Here is a 22,219-nt window from a genome sequence, read left to right as displayed (position 1 = left end):
GTTCGGCCCGAGGGTGGACCCTCCAGAAAATAAATTAGTAATTAATCTTGACGGGACGCTGACCCCTGCGACAGGCTCTTCCTGCCGCACCCAGAGCCGGGCCGTCAGGGGGCCTCAGCTCCGTTCCGTGGGCACCAAGGGAGTGCACATATGACCGCCTTCAACGCCAGCCGCCGCCGGTTCCTCGCCGTGTCCGGCGCAGTCGGCACCGGCGCGCTGCTCAGCAGCTGCGTCACCCAGAGCCCGTCCGCCTCCGGAGGAAAGTCCGGCGGCCCGGTGACCCTGCAGTCCAACCTCTCCTCCCCGCAGGCGAAGACCTCGATGCAGCAGCTCGTGGCCGCCTTCAACAAGAGCGGCGGGGCCGAGGCGAAGCTCAACACCGTAGCGTCGGAGACCTTCCGCACGCAGCTGCCGACGTACCTCACCTCGGCCAACCCGCCGGACATCTACACCTGGTACCCGGGTTCCGTCGCCGAGTCGTACGCCAAGAAGGACCTGCTCCTCGACCTGGACGACATCTGGGGCAAGCCCGAGCTGTCGGGCTACTCCGACGCCCTGAAGAAGCTGTGCACCTCGACCTCCAGCGGCAAGAAGGTCTTCGTGCCCACCAGCTACTACTGGTGGGGCATGTTCTACCGGAAGTCCAACTTCGCCAAGTGGGGCGTCCAGGAGCCGAAGAACTGGGACGAGTTCCTCGACCTGTGCGACAAGCTCAAGAGCAAGGGCGTCGCCCCGATCGGCCTCGGCGCCGGCGGCGACACCCCGTGGGTGGCCTCCGCCTGGTTCGACTACCTCAACATCCGCGTCAACGGTGCGACGTACCACCGCGAACTGCTCGCGGGCAAGCACCGCTTCGACGACCCCGAGGTCCGCAAGGTCTTCGACACGTGGGACGAGGCCCGCCCGTACTTCGACCCCAACGGCACGGCGATACCGTTCCAGGACGCCACCACTGCCCTGCTGCAGGGCCGGACCGGCATGATGCTCATCGGCACCTTCTTCGCCGATGCCGCGCCGAAGGACGCCCTGGGCGACCTGGACTTCTTCCAGTTCCCGATCATCGACCCCAAGGTGCCGGTCGCCGAGGAGGCGCCCACCGACGGGTACTTCGCCAGCGCCCGCAGCAAGCGCGCCGACGGCGTCAAGGAGCTGCTGAGCTACCTGGCCGGCGCTGAGGCGCAGGAGCTCTACCTCAAGAACTCCTCCGGCACCGCGCTGCCCACCCACCCGGACGCCAAGGACGCGGGCACCCCGCTGGTGGTCAAGGGCCGCAAGCTCATCGAGAGCGCCGCCGACGTGACGCAGTTCTTCAACCGCGACTCCAGCGACGCCCTCCAGCCGACCGCGGACACCGCGCTGGTGCACTACCTGGCCAAGCCCAAGCAGATCGGCTCCATCCTCACCACGTGGCAGCGCAGCGCACAGAAGATCTGGAGCCAGTGACAATGGCGCTGATCGGCTCCACACGTCGGTCCAGGGCCACCCGGGTGCCCCCGGTGGTCCTGGCCTTCGTCCTCATCCCGCTGCTCGCCGAGGCCTTCTGGGTCTTCTGGCCGGCCCTCCAGGGCTTCTACCTGTCCCTGACCTCCTGGGACGGCCTGGCGGCCCCGAAGTTCGTGGGCCTCGGCAACTTCAGCGAGATGGTGCACGACCCGGTCTTCCGCACCGCCGCGATCAACACGGTGCTGTGGCTGGTGCTCTTCGGCGGGCTCTCCGCCGCCCTGGGACTCGGTGCCGCGCTGCTGCTCCAGCAGGAGCGGCGCGGCGTCGGGTTCTACCGGGCGGCGCTCTTCCTGCCGGTGGTCTTCTCGCTGGTCGCCACCGCGCTGGTCTGGCAGGCCATGTACCAGCCGGACGGCCTGATCAACAACGTGCTGGACGGCGTCGGCCTCGGCAGCTGGAAGCACGCCTGGCTCGCCGACCAGGACACCGCCTTCTACGCGGTGATCGTGCCCGCGCTGTGGCGGCAGGTCGGCTACGTCATGGTGCTGTACCTGGCCGGCCTCAAGGGCGTCGACCCCGCCCTGTACGAGGCGGCAAAGGTCGACGGCGCCACCCGCTGGCAGCAGTTCCGGCACATCACGCTGCCGCAGCTGCGCAGCGTCAACGCGGTCGTCCTGTCGGTGATCGTCATCGACTCGCTGCGCTCGTTCGACGTGGTCTGGGCGCTCACCCGCGGCGGCCCGTACCACTCCTCCGAACTGCTGAGCACCTACATGTACTCCACCGCGTTCCAGTCCCTGCGCCTGGGATACGGCTCCGCGCTCGCCGTCGTCATCTTCGTGCTGGCCTTCGGCGTCATCGCGAGCTACCTCGTGCGCGCCTTCCGGGAGGCCGACTGATGACCGCCACCCACGCCGCCGCGCGCGTCGAGGAACCGTCCGACGGCGACGGCCGGACCGCCAAGGTTCCGGCCGCGGCGCCCCGCCGGTCCGTCCTGCGCGGCCGTGCCCTGCGCACCACGGGCTTCCACCTCGCCGCGGGCCTGCTGTCCGCGCTGTGGCTGCTGCCGATCGTCCTCGTGCTGGTCACCAGCACCCGGACCTTCGACGACATCGCCGCGCACGGCGTCGGCAGCTGGCCGCACTCCTTCACCCTCGACGGCTTCCGCCAGGCGTGGGTGGACGGCGGCCAGCAGCGCGCCCTCATCAACAGCCTGCTGGTCACGATCCCCAGCGTGCTGCTCTCCCTGGGCCTGGCCTCCATGGCCGCCTTCGGGCTCAGCCGCTACGACCTGCCGTTCCGGCGTGTCCTGCTGCTGCTCATGCTCGGCGGCAACCTGCTGCCCCCGCAGATCCTGCTGATCCCGGTCTCCAAGCTCAGCGAAGTGCTCGGCATCTACGACCAGCTGTACGCCCTGATCGGGGTGCAGGTCGGCTTCGGAGTCGGCTTCTACGTCTTCGTGCTGCACGGCTTCATGCGGGCGATCCCCGGCGAGATCCAGCAGGCCGCCGTCATCGACGGCGCGGGCCCATGGCAGATCTACTGGCGGATCATCCTGCCGCTGGCCCGCCCCGCGCTGGCCGCGCTGAGCGCCCTGTCGTTCACCTGGATCTTCAACGACCTGCTGTGGGCCATCACGGTGCTGCGCACCGACACCCAGATGCCCATCACCGCGTCCCTCATCGGACTGCAGGGCCAGTACGTCTCCATGTGGAACGTCATCGCGGCCGGCTCGGTGATCGCCGCCGCCCCGACTGTGGCCGTCTTCCTCCGCTTCCAGCGCCACTTCGTGGCCGGACTCAACCTCGGAGCCGTCAAGTGACCGCGCACGACCGGTGGCTGCTGCGCACCGACACCACCACCTACGCCGTCACCCTCGGCGGCGACGGCCGCTGGGCCGAACTCGCCGCCTGGGGGCCGCACGGCGCCGAGGATGGGCCGTCGCCCATGGACTGGTCGCGCCGCACCCACTTCATCACCCCCGCGGACGCCGCCCCGGCGGAGTACATCCCTTACGGGCTGCGGCCGTTCACCGGGGCCGACCTGGTCGCCTCCCGCCCCGGCGGCGACCGCGGCAGCTGGTGGCGGTTCGACGGAGCCACCCAGGACGGCGACCGGGCCCTGCGCCTGGACTTCGCCGACGACCTCCTCGGGCTGCGTACCGCGCTGCACTACGAGACGGTGCCCGGCACCGACGTCGTCCTGCGCTGGACGGAGCTGACCTGCACCGGCGAGGACGAGGTGCGGCTGGAGCGCTTCGACTCCGCCGCCGTCAACGTGCCCGTCCAGGGCGGCGCGCGGCTGACCTACCTGGCCGGCCAGTGGTCCCAGGAGTTCCAGCTCAGGGACGTGGAAGTGCAGCGCGGGCGCTTCGAGATGGAGAGCACCCAGGGCTCCGCCGGGCACGCGTACCACCCGTGGCTCGCGATCCAGGACGCCGCTGCCCCCGCCGAGGGCGCCACCCCCACCTACGGGATCGCCCTGGAGTGGTCCGGCAACTGGCGGATCACCGCCGACGCCGAGCCCGGCGGCGCGGTGCGCGTACGGGCCGGCCGCGTGCCCCACGAGGGCGCCGTCCGCCTCGCCCCCGGCGCCACCCTCGTCACGCCCCGGCTGGCCTGCGCGTTCAGCCCCGACGGCCTCGACGGCCTGGCCCGCGTCTGGCACCGCTATGAGCGGCACCTGACCGGCGAGCGCATGGACCGGCCCCGCAAGGTCCTCTACAACTCCTGGGAGGCCACCGGCTTCGACGTCGACGCCGAAGGCCAGCTGGAGCTCGCCAAGGTCGCCGCCGAACTCGGCGCCGAACTCTTCGTCGTCGACGACGGCTGGTTCACCGGCCGGCCGGACGACACCGGCGGCCTCGGCGACTGGGACCCGGACCCGGCCGAATTCCCCGGCGGATTCGACCGGTTCGTCGAGGACGTGCGCGCCCTCGGCCTGGACTTCGGCCTGTGGGTCGAACCCGAGGGGATCAGCCCCCGCTCGAAGCTCTACGCCGAGCACCCCGAGTGGGTCTACCGGATCGACGGCCGGCCCGCGACGCTCGTGCGCAACCAGCTGCTGCTCGACCTCGGACGCGAGGACGTCCAGGAATTCGTCATCGGCACGCTCGACGGGTTGCTCGGCTCCCATGCCATCAGCTATCTCAAGTGGGACATGAACCGTCCGCCCACCGAGCGCGGCCGCCCCGGCCACCCGGCGGGCGCCGACCCCGAGCACCAGGACCTCGACGCCGCGCACATCGCCGGCTACCTCCGCGTCCTGGACCACCTGCGCACCGCCCACCCCCACGTCACCGTCGAGGGCTGCGCGGGCGGCGGCGGGCGCGTCGAGCACGCCACCATCGCCCGCACCGACGTGGTGTGGCCCAGCGACAACACCGCGCCCATGGACCGGCTGCGCATCCAGTACGGATACCTCCACGCGCACGCCCCGCACACCATGAGTTCCTGGGTCACCGACGCCCCCGGTGTCTTCGACCCGCGGCCGCGCTCGCTCGCCTTCCGCTTCGTCAACTCCATGGCGGGCGTGCTGGGCATCGGAGCCGACATCCGCCACTGGACGCCCGGGCAGCGGTCCGAGGCCGCGCGGTGGATCGCCCGCTACAAGGAGGTCCGCGACGTCGTCCACCACGGCGAGGTCCACCTGCTGGGCAGCCCCGCCGACCCGACCTGCGGCGTCCAGTACGAGGAACCGGGCGGTGACCGCCTGGTGGTGACGGCCTGGAACACCGGCCTCCTCGACGGAGCGCCCCTGGTGCCCGGCCGGGCCGCCCGGCTCCGCCTGCGCGGGCTGCGACCGGACGCCGTCTACGCCGACGCCGCCACCGGCACCCGCTACAGCGGCGCGTACCTGCTCCACTCCGGGCTGCCGTTCGCCTGGACCGCCGAACACGACGCGGAGTTGACCGTCCTGGCACGGCAGTGACAACAGCGGAAGAATCCTCCCCCCACCCCCGCTCGAACAGGAGACGTCCCACCCCATGAACCCAGCGGCCCGTTTCACCAACCGCGTCGCCGTCGTCACCGGCGCCGCGTCGGGCATCGGTGCGGCAAGCGCGGCCCGCCTCGCGGCGGAGGGCGCGGCCGTCGTCCTCGTCGACATCGACGCCGAACGCGGCGAGGAGACCGCCGAACTGCTGCGCAAGGAGGGGGCCCGTGCCCTGTTCGTCGCCGCCGACGTCGCCGACGAGGACGACTGGGCGCGGGTGATCACCGCCGCCCACACCTTCGGGCCCGTCGGCGTCCTGGTCAGCAACGCGTACACGGTGGCGGTCGCGCCGGCCCACGAGACCAGCCTGGCCTCCTGGGAACGGCAGCTGTCGGTCAACCTCACCGGCGCCTTCCTGGGCGTGAAGGCGACGCTGCCCGATCTGCGCGAGCACCAGGGGGCGGTGGTGCTGGTCTCCTCGGTCCACGCCCACCGCGGCATCCCCGGCCACCCGGCGTACGCGGCGAGCAAGGGCGCCCTGCTGTCGCTGTGCGGTCAGCTCGCCGTCGAGTACGGCCCGGACGTCCGCGTCAACGCGGTGCTGCCGGGCCCGATCCTGACCGCCGCCTGGGACCGCGTCCCGGAGGCCGACCGCGAGTCGAGCGTCGCCGAGACCGCGGCCCGCCGCTTCGGCACTCCCGAGGAGGTCGCCGCCGCCGTCGCCTTCCTCGCCGCCGGCGAAGCCTCCTACATCACCGGATCGAACCTGCTCGTGGACGGGGGCTGGAGCGTCACCAAGGCCTCGGCCTGACGGAACAGAACGCACCGGCCACCGACCGAACAGTAAGAAAGGCAAACACATGACGCCATACGCGCGCCGGGGAGTGCACGGCCAGACCGTGGAGACCCTCGCCCGCCGGGTGCTCAGCGGCGAGATCCCCGAGGGAGCGACGCTCGACATGGCGGCCCTGCAGAGCGAGCTGGACGTCAGCCTGACGGCTCTGCGTGAATCGTTGAAGGTGCTCGCGGCCAAGGGAATGGTCGACGCGCGGCAGAAGCGCGGCACGTTCGTCCGGCCCCGCTCGGACTGGAACCTGCTCGACGCCGACGTGCTGCGCTGGCAGTTCTCCGAGAGCAGCGGCACCGGCGCCGACACCGCGCTGCTGCGCAACCTCGGCGAGGTCCGCGGCATCATCGAACCGGCCGCCGTGCGCCTGGCCGCGGCCCGCCGCACCGACGCCGATCTGGAGGCGCTGGAGGCGGCACTGACCGCCATGGGCGAGGAGAGCGGCGCGAACCACGCCGTGGAGGCCGACCTCGCCTTCCACCGGGCGCTGCTCGCGGCCACCCACAACGAACTGCTGGAACGCATGGAGATGGTCATCGAGTCGGGCCTGGCCCAGCGTGACCAGCTCGTGCACAGCGCCCCGCACAGCGAGGACCCGGTGCCCAGCCACCGGGCCGTCCTCGACGCCGTGCGCGACCGGGACCCGGACGCCGCGGAACACGCCATGCGCGCCCTGCTCGACCAGGCGACGCGCGATCTCGACAAGGTCAGCGGCCCGAAGGCGCCCGAGGGCGCGGACGGTTCCGCCGAGCAGAAGGACGGCCAGGCACAGTGAAGATCGCGCGCGTCGAGACCTTCCTCGTCCCGCCCCGCTGGCTGTTCTGCCGCATCGAGACCGACGACGGCGTCGTCGGCTGGGGCGAGCCGGTGGTGGAGGGCCGGGCCGAGGTGGTGCGGACGGCCGTGGAGGTGCTCGCCGAGCACCTCGTGGGCCAGGACCCGCTGCGGATCCAGGACCACTGGCAGGTGCTCAGCAAGGGCGGCTTCTACCGGGGCGGGCCCGTGCTCTCCAGCGCGGTGGCCGGCATCGACCAGGCCCTGTGGGACATCGCCGGCCGCGCCCTCGGCGTTCCGGTGCACACCCTGCTCGGCGGCCCCGTCCGCGACTCGGTCCGGGTGTACGCCTGGGTCGGCGGCGACGAGCCGGACCGGCTCAAGGAGGAGATCAACGCCCAGGTGGAGGCGGGCTTCTCGGCCGTCAAGATGAACGCCGCCGGGCGCACCCCGCCGCTGGGCAGCCCGGCCGAGACGGCCGCCGTCGTGCAGCGCGTCGCGGCCGCCCGCGAGGCCCTCGGCCCGCACCGGGACGTCGCGGTCGACTTCCACGGACGGTTCAGCGCCGCCAACGCGCGGCGCGTGCTGCACGAGATAGCCCCGCTGCACCCGTTGTTCGTCGAGGAGCCCGTCCTGCCGGAGCAGGCGCACCTGCTGCCGGGCCTGGTCGCCGCCTCGTCCGTGCCGCTCGCCACCGGTGAACGGCTCTACGGGCGGGCGGACTTCCTCCCGGCCCTGACGGCGGGCATCGCCGTGGCCCAGCCGGACCTGTCGCACGCCGGCGGGATATCGGAGGTCACCCGGATCGCCTCGCTCGCCGAGACGTTCGGCGCGCACCTGGCGCCGCACTGCCCGCTCGGTCCGATCGCGCTGGCCGCTAGCCTGCAGGTCGCCTTCGCCACGCCGAACTTCCTGATCCAGGAGCAGAGCCGGGGCATCCACTACAACAAGGACGCCGACCTGCTGTCCTACCTGGTCGACACCGAGCCCTTCCGGTTCGTCGACGGCCAGGCGCGCCGCACCGAACTGCCCGGGCTCGGCGTCGTGATCGACGAGAACGCGGTCCGCGCCGCGGACCGTTCGGGCCACTCCTGGCGCAACCCGGTGTGGCGGCACGCCGACGGCTCCTTCGCCGAATGGTGACCGGTGACCGGGTCCCGGTCGCCGTGGTCACCGACCCGGACCACGGCGGCCGCTGGACCTCGCTGACCGCGGGCGGCCGCGAATGGCTCTGGCACCGCGACGAGCCCCGCCGCCCCGGGGTCCGGCCCGGCGACCCCTTCGCCGACGCCGGCGGCCTGGAGGAGTGCGTACCCACCGTGCGCGGGCTGCCCGACCACGGGGACGCCTGGTCACGGCCCTGGCGCCGGGAGGGGGACGCGGAGGTCGCGGACTGCCCCGACTTCCGGCTGACCCGGCGCCTGAGTTCGCGGGCGGGGGCCGCCGTCGCCGACTACACGCTCACCGCCGAACCGGGCTACCGCTTCGTGTGGGCCGCCCACGCCCTGCTGGAACTCTCCCCGGACGCCTGGCTGGGCGTCGACGCGGGCACGGAGACCCGGCTCTACCCGGACGAGGGCGCGGGCTGGGTCACCGGTGCCTGGCCGCGCGTCGAGGGCATCCCCCTCGACCGGCTCGGACCGGACGACGGAAGTGCCGTCGGGGCGGTCGTCCTCACCCCGGGCGTGACCGTGCACGACGGCCCCGACGCGCTGCACCTGGCCGTCGAGGCCGACGGCCTTCCCGTCGCGGTCGCCCTGTGGCGCAACCTCGGCGGCTTCCCCCAGGACGCGCCGTACCGGTCGATCGGCGTCGAGCCGATGCTCGGCCGCGTCTTCGACCGCGCCGGGGCGGAGGACGGCGACACGGTCGTCGTCCCGCCCTCCGGCGAGGTCGTCTGGCGGCTCACGGTCACCGCGACCCGCCGCCCCTGAACCCCCATCACCAGAAGGGATGTCGGATGGATCTGCTCGCCGCGCTGCGTGCCCACCGGCTGCTCGCCATCGTCCGCGGCAGCGACCCGGACGCCGCGCTGACCACCGTGCTCACCCTCGTCGAGGAGGGGATCACCCTCATCGAGGTGTCCCTCAGCGGGCGTGACGCGCTCGACGTCATCTCCCGGGCGCGGACCGCGCTCGGCCCGGACGCGACCCTCGGGGCCGGAACCGTGCTCAGCGCGGACGACGCACGGGCCGCCCACAAGGCCGGTGCCACCTTCCTGGTCACCCCCGCGGTCAGCGACGGCATCGCCACCGGGCGGGAACTCGGACTCCCGGTCCTCGCCGGGGTGATGACCCCCACCGACATCCTCCAGGCGCTGCGGCTGGGCGCCGACGCCCTCAAGCTGTTCCCGGCCGGCAGCGCCGGCGGCCCCGGCTATCTGAGGGATCTGCGAGGCCCCTTCCCCGAACTGCCGTTCGTTCCCGTGGGCGGAGTGGACGCGCAGGCCGCCGCGGAGTACCTGCGGGGCGGCGCCGTCGCCGTCGGCGTCGGATCGCCCCTGATCGGTGACGCCGCAGAGGGCGGCGACGTCACGGCCCTGCGTGAACGGGCCCGCACCTTCCTGGACGTCGTCCGCGCGGAGGCCCGTCCGTGACCGCGACCGTGCCCCCTGCGGTCCTGGGGACCGACCGCCTCGAACTCGGCGAGGGCATCCGCTGGACGGACGGCCGCGCCGTGCTCACCGACATCCTCAGCGGCCGGCTGCTCGCCGCCGCCGACGGCCCCGCCTCCCCGCACACCGTTGTCGCACAACTCCCCTTCCCGCTGGGCGCGGTGGCGCCGGTGGAGGGCTGCCCCGGCCACTGGATCGCCGCCGCGGGCACCGGCATCTGCCGCATCGACCCCGCGGGCCGGGCCGAGTGGATCGCCCGCCCCGAGGACGACGCCCCGGTGCCGATGCGGATGAACGACGGCGTCGCCGACCCGCACGGCCGCTTCTGGGCGGGCAGCATGGCCTACGACACCACCGCGGACGCCGGCTCGCTCTACCGCCTGGACCGCGACGGCCGCGTCACCCGCGTGCTGCGGGACGTCACGATCCCCAACGGCCCGGCCTTCACCGCCGACGGCACCGTCATGTACCTCGCCGACAGCGCCCGGGGCGTCATCCGGCGCTACCCCGTCGACCCCGCGAGCGGCGACCTCGGCACCCCCGAGACCTTCGTCACCGTCGCCGAGGGCAGCCCCGACGGCATGACCACCGACAGCGAGGGCGGGCTGTGGACCGCCGTCTGGGGCACCGGGCAGGCCCACCGCTACCTCCCTGACGGCAGCCTCGACCGGATCGTCGACCTGCCCGCGGGACAGCCCGCCGGGCTCTGCCTCGGCGGCCCCGACGGCCGGACCCTCCTCGTCACCAGCGCGCACATCGGCCTTGCCGCCCCGGGACCGCTCGACGGCGCCGTCTTCGCCGTCCGGGTGGACGTGCCCGGCAAACCGGCCGCCGCGTACCGTCCGGCGGACCGCGCCGACACCCCCTAGGAAGCCACCATGAGCACCCCCCGGACGCTGCGACCCGGACCCGTGGTCTGCGTCGGCGAGACGATGGCCGCCCTCGCCCCCGACCCGCTCGGGCCGCTGGACGACGCGGACCTGCTGCGCGTCGACATCGCGGGCGCCGAGTCCAACGTCGCGCTCTACCTCGCCGACCACGGCATCCCCGCCCGATGGGTCTCCGCGGTCGGCGACGACCCCTTCGGCCGGCGGGTCCGAGCGCGGATCGCCGCGGGCGGCGTCGATGTCGCCGGGGTGCGCACCGACCCCGCCCGGCCCACCGGGCTCCTGCTCAAGGACCCGGGCGCGCACGGCACCCGCGTCCACTACCACCGCGCGGGGTCCGCCGCCTCGGCGCTCACCCCGGACGTGCTCGACGACCCGGCACTGACCGGGGCCGCGCTCGTCCACCTCAGCGGCATCACGCCCGCGCTGTCGCCCGGCTGCCACGCCCTCGTCGAACGGGCGCTGCGCCCCGACCGCCCGTGGCCCGTCAGCTTCGACGTCAACCACCGCCCCGCGCTGTGGACCGGCCGCTCCGCCGCCGACGTCCTGCGGCCGCTCGCCGACCGGGCCGACATCGTCCTCGTGGGCCTCGACGAGGCCCAGGCACTGTGGGGCGAGCGGATCACCGACGCCCGCTCGGTCCGTGAACTGCTGCCCGGGCCCGGAGTCCTCGTCGTCAAGGACGGATCCCACGCGGCCACGGCCTTCACCGGGACGGACGCCCACACCGTGCCCGCCCTCACCGTCCGGGTGGCGGAACCGGTGGGCGCCGGGGACGCCTTCGCCGCCGGATTCCTCAGCGGTCTGCTGCGGGACCTGCCCGTGGAGCGCGCCCTTCGGCTCGGCCATCTGACGGCGGCCTCCGCCCTGCGCGTCGCCGCCGACCACGGACCCCTGCCGGACGCCGCTCTCGTCGCCTCGCTCCTGGAGGCGGACGAGAAGACCTGGCGTGCCGCCACGATCGGCTGAGTCCTTCGGATGAGACCGTCCGGGGTGTCTCGTCCCGCAGGGTGACGTGTCGCGCCGGGCCCCCGGGTTACCGTGCGACACATGGACACGGTCGATCTCACGGTCTACGGCGAGGAGTTCACCGCCGATCCCTATCCCTTCTACGCCAGGCTCCGCGAGAAGGGGCCCGTGCACCGCGTGCGCACCGCCGACGTCGGGGAGCTGTGGCTGATCGTCGGCCACGACCAGGCCCGGGCCGCGCTCGCCGACACCCGGTTCGCCAAGGACTCCCGCGCACTGGGCTGGCTGTCCTACGACGAGGAACTCCTCGGCCGCCACATGCTCGTCTCCGACCCGCCCGAGCACACCCGGCTGCGCAAGCTGGTGGCCAGGGAGTTCACCGGCCGCCGTGTCGAGGAACTGGCGCCGCGCGTGGAGGAGATCACCACCGGGCTGCTCGACGCGATGCTGGCCCGCCCGGACGGCACCGCCGACCTCGTCGAGGCGCTCGCCTACCCGCTGCCCATCACGGTCATCTGCGAGCTGCTCGGGGTCCCCGACCTGGACCGGGAGGCCTTCCGGGCCTGGTCGAACGAGGTCGTCGCCCCGACCGGACCGGAGGCCGAGCGCAGCGCCTTCGAGGAACTGGCGGCCTACCTCCACGAGCTGATCGAGGACAAGCGCTGCGCGCCCGGCGACGACCTGATGAGCGCGCTCATCCGCACCACCTCCGAGGACGGCGACCGGCTCTCGCGCCCCGAGCTCAGCGGCATGGCCTTCCTGCTGCTGATCGCCGGACACGAGACCACGGTCAACCTGATCTCCAACGGTGTCCGCGCGCTGCTCACCCATCCGGACCAACTGGCGCTCCTGCGAGCCGACATGGGCCTCATCGACGGCGCCGTGGAGGAGATGCTCCGCTACGACGGCCCGGTGGAGACCGCCACCTTCCGCTTCACGACGGAACCGGTCGACGTCGCCGGCACCGTCATCCCGGCCCGCGAACCCGTCCTCGTCGCCCTGGCCGCCGCCGACCGCGACCCGGGCCGCTTCCCCGAGGCGGACCGCTTCGACATCCGCCGGGACACCCGCGGCCACGTCGCCTTCGGGCACGGCCTGCACTTCTGCCTCGGCGCCCCGCTCGCCCGGCTCGAAGGACGCGTCGCCGTCCGCGCCCTCCTGGAGCGCTGCCCCGACCTCGCCCTCGACGCCGATCCCGTGAAGCTGGACTGGCTGCCCGGCATGCTGATGCGCGGTGTACGCCGGCTCCCCGTGCGCTTCACGCCCACCGGCTCCGGCACGCCCGGCGCCTAGCACGGCCGGTTCCCGGCGGCGGCCGAGGGGAAGGCCACCCCGCGGCGGCCGCCGCAATCCGACGACACCGCCGGCCGCGCCGACGGGCCGGGCCGGTGCGGGCACCGCGTGGACCGCGACCCGGTCCGCGTCCACGGGGCGTTCGGCGCGCCACGCGCGGAGCAGGGCCCGTAGCGGTGGACCGCACCGGCCCGCCGTCCCGACGATCTTCCTGTCCATGCCGGATGTCCCTTCCCCCGTGGCGGCCCTGACGGCCCTGCCGCCCTGACGGCCCTGCCGCCGTGACGGCCGCGCTCGCTGTAACAGCCCTGCGAAATGGGAAACCGCCACCGCCGCGGATCGCGTTGCACGCCCGAGCCGAATTAACCGGATGCGGTGAACCTCCCGTCCTGCGAAGCTGCGCCGATGGACCGTCGCCGCATCTCACGCATCGCACACACCCACCACCCCATCGCCGCGCCGCTCGACGACGCGGTGGTGCGCCGTCTCCTCGGCAGGGCGCTGCGCCGCGGCGACGAACGCATCCTCGACCTCGGCTGCGGGGAGGCCGCCTGGCTCCTGCGGGCCCTCGACGGCCACCCGGGCGTCACCGCGGAGGGCGTCGACCTGGACACCGGCGCACTGCGGAAGGCGGCCCGCGAGGCCGCCGCGCTCGGCGTCGGCGACCGGCTGACCCTCCACGAACAGGACGCGGGCGACTTCGCCACGAAGCGCCCCTTCGACCTCGTCCTCAGCGTCGGCGCCGCGCACGCATTCGGCGGCCTCCTGCCCACCCTCGCCGCCGCCCGCGCCCACCTTGCCACCGGAGGTGCCGTCCTCGTCGGCGACGGCTTCTGGGAGCGCGAACCGACCCCGGACCTCGTCGACATGCTGGGGGAGTACGAGGACCTGGCGAGCACCGTGGACCGGATCGTCGCGGACGGCTGGACCCCGGTTCTCGCCCATGTCAGCACCGTCCGCGAGTGGGACGACTACGAGTGGTCCTGGACCGGCTCCCTCTCCGAGTGGGCCCTGGACCACCCCGGCGACCCCGACAGCGGCGCCGCCCTCGAAGCCGCCGCCGTCCACCGCGCCGAGTGGCTGCACGGCTACCGCGGCAGGTTCGGCTTCGTCACGCTGCTGCTGCGCCGCACGACCTCCTGACCGCCGGCCACTCAGGCGCCCGGCAGCCCCGTCGGCCGGGAACGGAAGCTCGCCACCACGATGTGGAGGCTCACGACCAGCGCCCAGAGGGGGAAGACCAGCTCGGCCAGCGGCACGTTCGGCACCACGAACAACAGGGTGACGCCCACGAGGTACCCCAGCAGCACCAGCCAGCGCGGGAACGACCCCAGCCGCATCCCGACGGTCGAGGCCGACAGCACGAACACCGCCGCCATGCGCATCGAGTACGTCGTCAGCAGGCTGTAGGTGAAGTGCTGCCCGAAATACGACAGCTCGGCCCGCGGGGTACCGGGCGAGGCGATCTCCGTGGTGGCCAGCAGGCTGCCGGCCGCGGCGGCGGCGCCGAAGAGCGTCGCGACGAACACCAGGCCGCTGCCGAGGAACACCGTCGAGAGGAACTTGTCCTCGCCCGGGCCGACGTGCGCGCGCACCGCGCCGATGAACCACAGGAAGAAGATGCCGGCGAAGGGGATGAGGGCCAGCGCCGTCTGCACGCCGCCGCGCGAGGACAGGCTGAGCGGCGAGCCGGTCAGCGCGCCCTCACCGCTCGGGATGGAGGCCCGGACCAGGACGATGGCGGCGCCGATCAGCACCGCGAACGCGATCCCCACCAGCCCCGCCGCTCGAGGCGTGCGCAGCGCCTGGGCCTTCATCGCCATGAAAGGTTCTTCCCTCGTGGACAGCCGGGACCGACTCATCCCAGGAAGCACCTGCGCAGGTGATCACGCCACCCGGGGCGGACCGCGGGGGTGACGTGCCCGAGGCGCCCCGCGGCGTCATCCCGCGCGCTTGCCGGCGCGCTCCGCGACCTCGGCCATCTCGGCGATCGTGACGGGCCGCCGCTCGCTGCGCGAGACCTCGCACGCCTCCGCCACGAGCAGCGCGTCGAGCGCCTCGCGCCCGTCGCAGGGGTTCTCCGCCCGGCCCGTCACCACCCGCAGGAAGGCGTCGATCTCCGCCCGGTACGCGTCCCCGAAGCGGTCCACGAACCCGGTCCAGGGGTCGGGCACGCCCGGCGCCGCGCCCGGTTCCACGGACGTGAGCGGCGTACGGGGACCGACGCCGACCGCGATCTGGTCAAGCGATCCGGCGAGTTCCATGCGGATGTCGTATCCCGCTCCGTTGTAGCGGGTGGAGGTGGCGGTCGCGAGGGTGCCGTCGTCGAGGGTGAGGAGCGCCGCCGCGGTGTCCACGTCGCCCGCCGCGCGGAAGAAGTCGGCCCCGCCGTCGGCACCCGTGGCGTACACCTCGACGACCTCACGGCCGGTCACCCACCGCACCGCGTCGAAGTCGTGGATCAGGCAGTCCCGGTAGAGCCCGCCGGACAGCGGCACGAACTCCGGCGGCGGGGGCACCATGTCGGAGGTCAGCGCACGTACGGTGTGCAGCCGTCCGAGCCGGCCGGCCCGGACGGCCTCCCGGGCGGCGCGGTAGCCGGGGTCGAAGCGGCGCTGGAAGCCCATCTGGAGGACGGTGCCGGCCTCCTCGACCTCGTGCAGCGCGACGACCGTCGACTCCAGGTCGAGGGCGACCGGCTTCTCGCAGTAGGCGGGGAGGCCGGCCCGCACCGCGCGCGAGATCAGCCCGGCGTGCGCGGCGGTCGCCGAGGCGATGACGACCGCGTCCGCGCCGCCCGCGAACGCCGCGTCGACCGAGGCCGCCGCCCGGGCCCCGGCACCGAGTCGCGCGGCGGCCTCGGCGGCCCGCGCGGCGTCGGCGTCCGCGAGGACCAGTTCGGAGACCTCGGGATGGGCGTGGAGGGTGGCCGCGTGGAAGGAACCGAGGCGCCCGACGCCGAAGAGGACAACGCGCATGTACGGGGTGCCTTTCTCACGGGTGCGGTGGAGGCGGGGGCGGGGCGGCCAGGGAGTAACCGCCCCACCCGCGCCGGATCCGGGGTGGCCGGGGACGTGCGTCCCTCAGCGGTAGAACGCCGGGCGGTCGACGAGTTCGACCTCGACGCGCCCGCCCTCGCTCTGCGAGCGGACTCCCGCCTCGCAGACGGCCGCGGCGGCGTAGCCGTCCCAGACACTGGGGCCGGTGACCTCGCCGCGCCGGGTGGCGTCGACCCAGGCCTGGACCTCGCGGTCGTAGGCGTCGGCGAAGCGCTCCACGAAGTCCTGGGCGATCGTGCCTCCCCAGCGGCCCGCGGTGTTGACGAGCAGGTCGTGCGCGTCGCCGATGCGGGCGCTGCCGCGTTCGCAGACCGCCTCGGCCTGCACCTGGTAGCCGAAACCGCAGTTGAGGAAGACCTCCACGTCGACGACCGCTCCGCCGTCGGTCTCGAAGACCACGAACTGCGGGTCGTCCAGGCCCTCGGGCGCGTGCGAGGACGGACGCGGGCGCAGCACGGTCACGGAGGTGATCTCCTGGCCGAGCAGCCAGCGGGTCACGTCCATCTCGTGCACGAGCGAGTCGTTGACGAGGTTGGCGTTGGTGAAGCCGGACGGGATGCTCGCGTTGCGGTGCCGGTTGTGCAGCATCAGCGTCCGGCCGAGTTCACCGCTGTCCAGCAGGGTCTTGAGCTTGGTGTACTCCGCGTCGTAGCGCCGCATGAAGCCGACCTGCACCCGCCGGTGCCCCAGCCGCTGTTCGGCCTCCATCACCCGCAGCGCGGAGGCGGCGTCCGGAGTGAGCGGCTTCTCGCACAGCACCGGCAGGTCGTGCTCGAAGGCGGTGAGCAGTGCCGCCTCGTGGGCGGGGCCGGGAGAGGCGATCAGGACGGCGTCCACGTCGGCCGCGGCCATGGCCGCCGCGGGGTCGGTGTAGGCCGTGCAGCCCTCGATGCCGTCGGCGACCGCCTTCACACGTTCGGCGTCGACGTCGACGACGGCGGTCACCCGGGCGCCGCTCACGACCTCGTTGATGCGGCGTACGTGGTCGGCGCCCATCTTGCCGGTGCCGATGACGGCGACCCCGAGCGGTCCGTGCTGCGTCATGATGCGTGTCTTCCCTTTCGTGGGCGGTGCGTCAGGCACCGCAGGAGCGCAGGAACTTCCGGGTGCGCTGCGCGATGGGCAGCGGCCGCTCCGGCTCGCAGGGGTACATGTCCTGCTCGACGATGGCGAACAGGTCGACGCCCAGCCTCTGGGCGGCGGCCAGCACCGGTTCCAGGGCGGGCACCCCGCCCGGCGGCTCGCACATGACGCCGCGCTGCACGGCCGGGCCGAAGGGGACGCCGTTCTTGACGACGTCGGCGAGGATCTCCGGGTCGACCTGCTTCAGGTGCAGGTAGCCGATCCGCTCCCCGTAGGTCTCGATGAGCTTGACGCTGTCGCCGCCGCAGTAGGCGTAGTGACCGGTGTCCAGGCAGAGGCTGACCAGGCCCGGGTCGGTGGCGTCGAGGAAGCGCTCGACGTGCTCCTCGGTGTCGATGTGCGTGTCGGCGTGCGGGTGGACCACGATGTCCAGGCCGTAGGTGTCGCGGACCTGGCGGCCCAGCCGCTCCATGCCGGTGGCGAGGTGGCCCCACTGCTCGGCGGTGAGTTCGCGCGGCTCGATGATCTCGGCGGTCTTGTCGTCGCGCCAGAAGGACGGGATGACCACCAGGTGCCGGGCGTCCATCGCCTGGGCGAGCGCCGCGACCTGGCCGACGTGCTCCCAGGTGGCGTCCCAGACCGACGGGCCGCGGTGCAGGGAGGTGAAGACGGTGCCCGCGGAGACCTTCAGGCCCCGGCGAGCGGTCTCCTCGGTGAGCCGGGCCGGGTCGGTCGGCAGGTAGCCGTACGGGCCGAGCTCGATCCACTCGTAGCCCGACTGGGAGACCTCGTCGAGGAAGCGCTGCCAGGGCACCTGCTGCGGGTCGTCGGGGAACCAGACGCCCCACGAGTCGGGCGCGGAGCCGATCCGGATCCGGTCCAGAACGGGGGAGGGGGCAGTCATGAGGAGGGCTCCTCTCACCGGTCGCCGCGGACCGGTCGTGGTTCGGTAGGGCGGCCCGTCAGGGCGGTGGTACGGATGCCCGCGGAGCTCCGTGGTCCCGCTGGAAGCTTCGCCGTCCGGCCGGGCAGCCGTCAAGAGTTAGTCCTGACATACGGACGTCATGTCAGGGTGGGGGAGGCCCGGGGCCGGCCCCTCACGGGGAGGGGCGACGCTCGGCCAGGTCCTCCAGTTCGGGCAGTTCCTCCACGTCGACACCGCGGACCTGGGCCAGTTCGTGCTTGAGCGCGGCCAGCTCGGCGCCGCCCGCCATGTGGTTGGTGAGTTCCTCCAGGGAGACCTCCTCGCGGCCCGCGCTCAGTTCCAGGGTGCCCAGCCGCAGCACGGAGAAGTGGTCGCCCACCATGAACGCGTGGTGCGGATTGTGGGTGATGAAGATGACGCCCAGGCCCCGGTCGCGTGCGGCCGCGATGTACTTCAGGACGACCCCCGACTGCTTGACGCCCAGCGCCGCGGTCGGCTCGTCCAGGATCAGCACCCGCGCGCCGAAGTGGACCGCGCGGGCGATGGCCACGGACTGCCGCTGGCCGCCGGAGAGGGTGCCGATGGGCTGTTCGAGGTCGTCCAGGACGATGCCCATCGCCCGCAGTTCCTCGTCCGCGGTCCGTTTCATCCGGGCGATGTCCAGGCGGCGTACGGGCCAGGGGCCGCGGGTCAGCTCGGAGCCGAGGAAGAAGTTCCGCCAGACCGGCATCAGCGGAACGGTCGCGAGGTCCTGGTAGACCGCGGCGATGCCGCGGTCCAGCGCCTCCCGCGGGGTGTTCAGCCGTACGGGTGCGCCGTCGATGCGGAACTCGCCCTCCGTGTGCCGGTGCAGCCCGGAGATGATCTTGATCAGTGTGGACTTGCCCGCGCCGTTGTCACCGAGGACGCAGGTGACCTGCCCCGGACGGACGGCCAGGTCGACCCCGTGCAGGGCGCGGACGTTGCCGTAGCTCTTGCCCACCCCGTCCAGTTCGACGAGGGGCTCGGTGCCGGCGGCGGGGCCGCCGGCAGTGGTGGCAGTGGTCATCGGGCTCACCTCCGGGTCGCCGTGCGGCGGACCCACAGATTGACGAGGGTCGCGATCAGGAGCATCACGCCGAGGAAGAACTTGAACCAGTCGGGGTTCCAGTTGGCGTACACGATGCCCTGCGAGACCATCCCGAAGATGAAGGCGCCGATCACCGAGCCGATCGCCGAACCGTAGCCGCCGGTGAGCAGGCAGCCGCCGATGACCGCCGCGATGATGTACAGGAACTCATTGCCGACGCCCTCACCGGACTGCACCGCGTTGAACGAGAAGAGCAGGTGCATGCCGGTGAACCAGGCACCGAAGCCCACGGCCATGAACAGCGCGATCTTCGTGAAGGCCACCGGTACGCCGACCGCCCGCGCGCTGTCCTTGTTCCCGCCGACCGCGAAGGTCCAGTTGCCCAACCGGGTGCGCAGCAGCACCCAGGTGGCGAGAGCCGCGAAGCCCAGCCACCACAGCACCGTCACCTTGAGCTGGACACCGCCGACGCCGATCTCCGAGGCGAACACGGCGCGCGCCTGGTCGAAGCCGTCCATGTCGCTGATGGAGTCGGTGGCGACGTTGCCGGTGAAGATCTTGGTGACCGCCAGGTTGAGGCCCTGCAGCATCAGGAAGGTGGCCAGGGTGATGAGGAAGCTGGGCAGCCCCGTCTTCACCAGCATGTAGCCGTTGAGCGCCCCGATGCCCAGGGACACCACCAGGGCGACGGCCACGCCCGTCCACACGTTCATGCTGAGCTGGAAGCTGAACATGCTCGCGGTCAGGGCCGACGCGGTGACCGCGACGCCGGCCGAGAGGTCGAACTCGCCGCCGATCATCAGCAGGGCCACGGGCAGCGCCATGATGCCCATGACCGACGCCTGGTAGAGCACGGTCGCCAGGGAGCCCGCCTCGCGGAAGGACGGCGCCACCGCGAAGAAGAAGAGGTAGACCGCGACGGCGGCGATCAGCGCGCCGATCTCCGGGCGGGCCAGTGTCCTGCGCAGCAGCGAGCGTTCTGCGGTGCGGCCGTCCGCCCCGGAGGCGGGTGCCGCGGGTGGTGAGGGGGACGCCGCGGGGGCGGCTGCCTGGGACACAGGGATCACCGGGTGCCCTTCGCGGCGAACGCGGCCACGGACTCGACGTTGTCCTTGTCGACGAAGGCCGGGCCGGTCAGGACCGGTGCCACCCCGCCGCCGCTGACGTTGCCGTTGGTCTTGTACAGCCACAGGGAGTCGACGGACAGGTAGCCCTGCAGATACGGCTGCTGGTCGACGGCGAACTGCACCCCGCCGTCCTTGACGGCCTTGACCAGGTCCTTGTTGAGGTCGAACGTGCCGACCTTGGCGTCGCTGCCGGCGTCCGCGACCGACTGGACGGCCGTGAGCGCGAAGGGCGCGCCCAGGGTGACGACGTAGTCGATGCCGGAGTCCTGCTTGAGCTTCGCGGTGATCGTGGACTTCACCGACGGCATGTCCGTGCCGTTGACGTAGAGGTTCTCGGTCTTCCCCTTGAACGTCTTCTTCACACCGGCGCAGCGGGCCTCGAGGGCGACGTGGCCCTGCTCGTGGATCACGCAGATGTAGTGCTTGGCGCCCAGGTCGTTGAGCTTGTCGCCCAGCGCCTCGCCGGCGACGCTCTCGTCCTGCCCGAAGTACTCCAGGAGCCCCTGGTCCTTCCAGTCGTCCAGGCCCGCGTTGAAGCCGACCACCGGGATGCCCGCGGCCTCGGCCTTGGCGACGACGTCCTTCATGGCGTCAGGCTTGGCCAGGGTGACGGCTATCCCGTCGACCTTCTGGTCGATCGCGTTCTGGATCAGGTTGGCCTGGGTCGCGGCGTTGGGGTCGTTGGAGTAGATCAGCTCCACGTTGTCCTTGGCGGCGGCGGCCTGGGCGCCCTTGCGGATCAGGTCCCAGAAGGTGTCGCCGGGGGCCGCGTGCGTGACCATCGCGATCTTCATCCGCGGCGTGTCCGCCTTGCCCGCGGCGGCGGTGTCCGGCGACTCCTCGGCCTTCTTACCGCCTGAGCTGCTGGAACAGCCGGCTGCGAGGAGGAGCGCGGCGGCGGAGAGGGCCGCGGCGGCGGAGATCCGACGGTTTCTGCGAGAGCGTTCCATGTTCCTGCACCTCACTGCGGTGGGAGGGAGAAGGGGACGGACGTGTTCACATGGCCGGGTGCTGCACGGGAGCAAACCCCTCCCCAGGGCCCCTGTCAAGACTTTGTCAAGACATCAATTCATCTCGACGTAACGACAAGATAACGACCCGGACTTCCGGTGGACGGTACGTTCGTATGTAAGGACATAGTGTTGACATCCCGCGACCGGGCGGGCTAGACCTGACAGGGCCGCAGAGCGACCCCCCGGTGACACACGACGAGGAGTCACGTCCATGACCGAGCCGTACGACCTGATCACGATGGGCCGGATCGGGGTGGACCTCTACCCCCTGCAGACCGGTGTCCCGCTGCCCCAGGTCGAGACGTTCGGCAAGTTCCTCGGCGGCTCCGCCACCAACGTCGCGGTCGCCGCCGCCCGCCTCGGCCGCAGCACGGCCGTCATCACCCGCACCGGCGACGACCCCTTCGGCACCTACTGCCACCAGGCGCTCAAGGAGTTCGGGGTCGACGACCGCTACGTCACCCCGGTCGCCGCGTACCCGACGCCCGTCACCTTCTGCGAGATCTTCCCGCCGGACGACTTCCCGCTCTACTTCTACCGGCTCCCCAAGGCCCCCGACCTGGAGATCCACGCCGACGAGCTGGACCTGGACGCCGTCCGGGCCGCCCGCATCTTCTGGATGACCGGAACCGGACTGTGCGCCGAGCCGAGCCGCACCGCCACGCTCACCGCCCTCGAGGCCAGGGCGCGGCGCGGCACCACCGTCTTCGACCTCGACTGGCGCCCCATGTTCTGGAAGGACCCGGAAGAGGCCCGCCCCTACTACGCACGGGCGCTGGCCTCGGCCACCGTCGCCGTCGGCAACCTCGACGAGTGCGAGATCGCCACCGGGGTCCGCGAACCGCGCGCCGCCGCCGAGGCGCTGCTCGCCGCCGGTGTCGAACTCGCCGTCGTCAAGCAGGGCCCCAAGGGCGTGCTCGCCGTCCACCGCGACGGCACCACCGCCGAGGTGCCGCCGGTACCCGTCGAGGTGGTCAACGGGCTCGGCGCGGGCGACGCCTTCGGCGGCTCCCTCTGCCACGGGCTGCTCGCCGGCTGGGACCTGGAACGGATCATGCGCCATGCCAACGCCGCGGGCGCGATCGTGGCCTCCCGCCTCGCCTGCTCCTCCGCGATGCCCACCGCTTCGGAGGTCCAGGACCTCCTCGGCCGCGGCTGACGGTCCGCCCTCTGCCCGAAAGTG

The 22,219-nt window shown here is 72.6% G+C and carries 21 protein-coding genes; 14 read left to right on the top strand and 7 right to left on the bottom strand.

What is annotated here, in order from left to right:
* The first annotated feature begins 150 nt into the window (after positions 1-150).
* From CHF15_RS07465 to CHF15_RS07405, 13 genes are all read left to right on the top strand, one after another.
* Positions 151-1,443: an ABC transporter substrate-binding protein gene (locus CHF15_RS07465; RefSeq protein WP_089222838.1), complete on the top strand. Its 1,293-nt coding sequence runs from the start codon at positions 151-153 to the stop codon at positions 1,441-1,443.
* A 2-nt stretch (positions 1,444-1,445) separates the two neighbouring features.
* A complete protein-coding gene (locus CHF15_RS07460) occupies positions 1,446-2,342 on the top strand; it encodes a carbohydrate ABC transporter permease (RefSeq protein ID WP_089222837.1) in 897 nt (298 codons plus the stop codon).
* A complete protein-coding gene (locus tag CHF15_RS07455) occupies positions 2,342-3,265 on the top strand; it encodes a carbohydrate ABC transporter permease (RefSeq protein WP_245938713.1) in 924 nt (307 codons plus the stop codon). The genes CHF15_RS07460 and CHF15_RS07455 overlap by 1 nt, the downstream gene beginning before the upstream one ends.
* A complete protein-coding gene (locus CHF15_RS07450; protein WP_089222836.1) occupies positions 3,262-5,373 on the top strand; it encodes an alpha-galactosidase in 2,112 nt (703 codons plus the stop codon). Before CHF15_RS07455 ends, CHF15_RS07450 begins: the two co-directional genes overlap by 4 nt.
* 55 nt (positions 5,374-5,428) lie before the next feature.
* The gene (locus CHF15_RS07445) at positions 5,429-6,187 is read left to right on the top strand and encodes an SDR family NAD(P)-dependent oxidoreductase (protein WP_089222835.1); all 759 of its coding nucleotides are present in this window, start codon (positions 5,429-5,431) and stop codon (positions 6,185-6,187) included.
* A gap of 49 nt (positions 6,188-6,236) precedes the next feature.
* Positions 6,237-6,998, top strand: coding sequence for a FadR/GntR family transcriptional regulator (locus CHF15_RS07440; RefSeq protein WP_089222834.1), 762 nt, complete (start codon positions 6,237-6,239; stop codon positions 6,996-6,998).
* Positions 6,995-8,140 carry a galactonate dehydratase gene (gene dgoD, locus CHF15_RS07435; RefSeq protein WP_089222833.1) on the top strand — a complete coding sequence of 382 codons (1,146 nt, stop codon included), beginning with the start codon at positions 6,995-6,997 and terminating at the stop codon, positions 8,138-8,140. The genes CHF15_RS07440 and dgoD overlap by 4 nt, the downstream gene beginning before the upstream one ends.
* Positions 8,134-8,931: a hypothetical protein gene (locus tag CHF15_RS07430; protein ID WP_089222832.1), complete on the top strand. Its 798-nt coding sequence runs from the start codon at positions 8,134-8,136 to the stop codon at positions 8,929-8,931. The genes dgoD and CHF15_RS07430 overlap by 7 nt, the downstream gene beginning before the upstream one ends.
* A 26-nt stretch (positions 8,932-8,957) precedes the next feature.
* Entirely contained in the window at positions 8,958-9,593 is a 636-nt protein-coding gene (locus CHF15_RS07425) for a bifunctional 4-hydroxy-2-oxoglutarate aldolase/2-dehydro-3-deoxy-phosphogluconate aldolase (protein WP_089222831.1), read from the top strand.
* Positions 9,590-10,480 (top strand): SMP-30/gluconolactonase/LRE family protein, encoded by an 891-nt coding sequence (locus tag CHF15_RS07420; RefSeq protein ID WP_089222830.1) that lies wholly within the window; start codon positions 9,590-9,592, stop codon positions 10,478-10,480. The genes CHF15_RS07425 and CHF15_RS07420 overlap by 4 nt, the downstream gene beginning before the upstream one ends.
* A 9-nt stretch (positions 10,481-10,489) precedes the next feature.
* Positions 10,490-11,467, top strand: coding sequence for a sugar kinase (locus tag CHF15_RS07415; protein ID WP_089222829.1), 978 nt, complete (start codon positions 10,490-10,492; stop codon positions 11,465-11,467).
* 81 nt (positions 11,468-11,548) lie between these two features.
* On the top strand, positions 11,549-12,760 hold the full coding sequence (locus tag CHF15_RS07410) for a cytochrome P450 family protein (protein ID WP_089222828.1): 1,212 nt from the start codon (positions 11,549-11,551) through the stop codon (positions 12,758-12,760).
* A 405-nt stretch (positions 12,761-13,165) separates the two neighbouring features.
* Positions 13,166-13,903 (top strand): SAM-dependent methyltransferase, encoded by a 738-nt coding sequence (locus CHF15_RS07405; protein ID WP_089222827.1) that lies wholly within the window; start codon positions 13,166-13,168, stop codon positions 13,901-13,903.
* A gap of 11 nt (positions 13,904-13,914) precedes the next feature.
* Here CHF15_RS07405 and CHF15_RS07400 read toward each other — a convergent pair whose 3' ends face one another.
* From CHF15_RS07400 to CHF15_RS07370, 7 genes are all read right to left on the bottom strand, one after another.
* Complete coding sequence (locus tag CHF15_RS07400) at positions 13,915-14,583, bottom strand: hypothetical protein (RefSeq protein ID WP_089222826.1); 669 nt, start codon at positions 14,581-14,583, stop codon at positions 13,915-13,917.
* A 117-nt stretch (positions 14,584-14,700) separates the two neighbouring features.
* Complete coding sequence (locus CHF15_RS07395) at positions 14,701-15,738, bottom strand: Gfo/Idh/MocA family protein (RefSeq protein ID WP_089222825.1); 1,038 nt, start codon at positions 15,736-15,738, stop codon at positions 14,701-14,703.
* Positions 15,739-15,843: 105 nt separating this feature from the next.
* On the bottom strand, positions 15,844-16,863 hold the full coding sequence (locus CHF15_RS07390; protein WP_089222824.1) for a Gfo/Idh/MocA family protein: 1,020 nt from the start codon (positions 16,861-16,863) through the stop codon (positions 15,844-15,846).
* A 31-nt stretch (positions 16,864-16,894) separates the two neighbouring features.
* Entirely contained in the window at positions 16,895-17,806 is a 912-nt protein-coding gene (locus CHF15_RS07385; protein ID WP_089222823.1) for a sugar phosphate isomerase/epimerase family protein, read from the bottom strand.
* 193 nt (positions 17,807-17,999) lie between these two features.
* Positions 18,000-18,875 carry an ATP-binding cassette domain-containing protein gene (locus tag CHF15_RS07380; protein WP_089223117.1) on the bottom strand — a complete coding sequence of 292 codons (876 nt, stop codon included), beginning with the start codon at positions 18,873-18,875 and terminating at the stop codon, positions 18,000-18,002.
* A gap of 5 nt (positions 18,876-18,880) precedes the next feature.
* Positions 18,881-19,954, bottom strand: coding sequence for an ABC transporter permease (locus CHF15_RS07375; RefSeq protein ID WP_089222822.1), 1,074 nt, complete (start codon positions 19,952-19,954; stop codon positions 18,881-18,883).
* A 5-nt stretch (positions 19,955-19,959) separates the two neighbouring features.
* On the bottom strand, positions 19,960-20,973 hold the full coding sequence (locus CHF15_RS07370) for a sugar ABC transporter substrate-binding protein (protein ID WP_089222821.1): 1,014 nt from the start codon (positions 20,971-20,973) through the stop codon (positions 19,960-19,962).
* A 274-nt stretch (positions 20,974-21,247) separates the two neighbouring features.
* Here CHF15_RS07370 and iolC point away from each other — a divergent pair, with 274 nt between their 5' ends.
* The gene (gene iolC / locus CHF15_RS07365; RefSeq protein ID WP_089222820.1) at positions 21,248-22,195 is read left to right on the top strand and encodes a 5-dehydro-2-deoxygluconokinase; all 948 of its coding nucleotides are present in this window, start codon (positions 21,248-21,250) and stop codon (positions 22,193-22,195) included.
* The last annotated feature ends 24 nt before the right edge of the window (positions 22,196-22,219 follow it).

Source organism: Actinacidiphila glaucinigra (genome assembly GCF_900188405.1).
Classification (GTDB): domain Bacteria; phylum Actinomycetota; class Actinomycetes; order Streptomycetales; family Streptomycetaceae; genus Actinacidiphila; species Actinacidiphila glaucinigra.
Note: the sequence above shows the minus strand (reverse complement) of the source record. Positions and strands in the feature narration are given on the sequence as shown.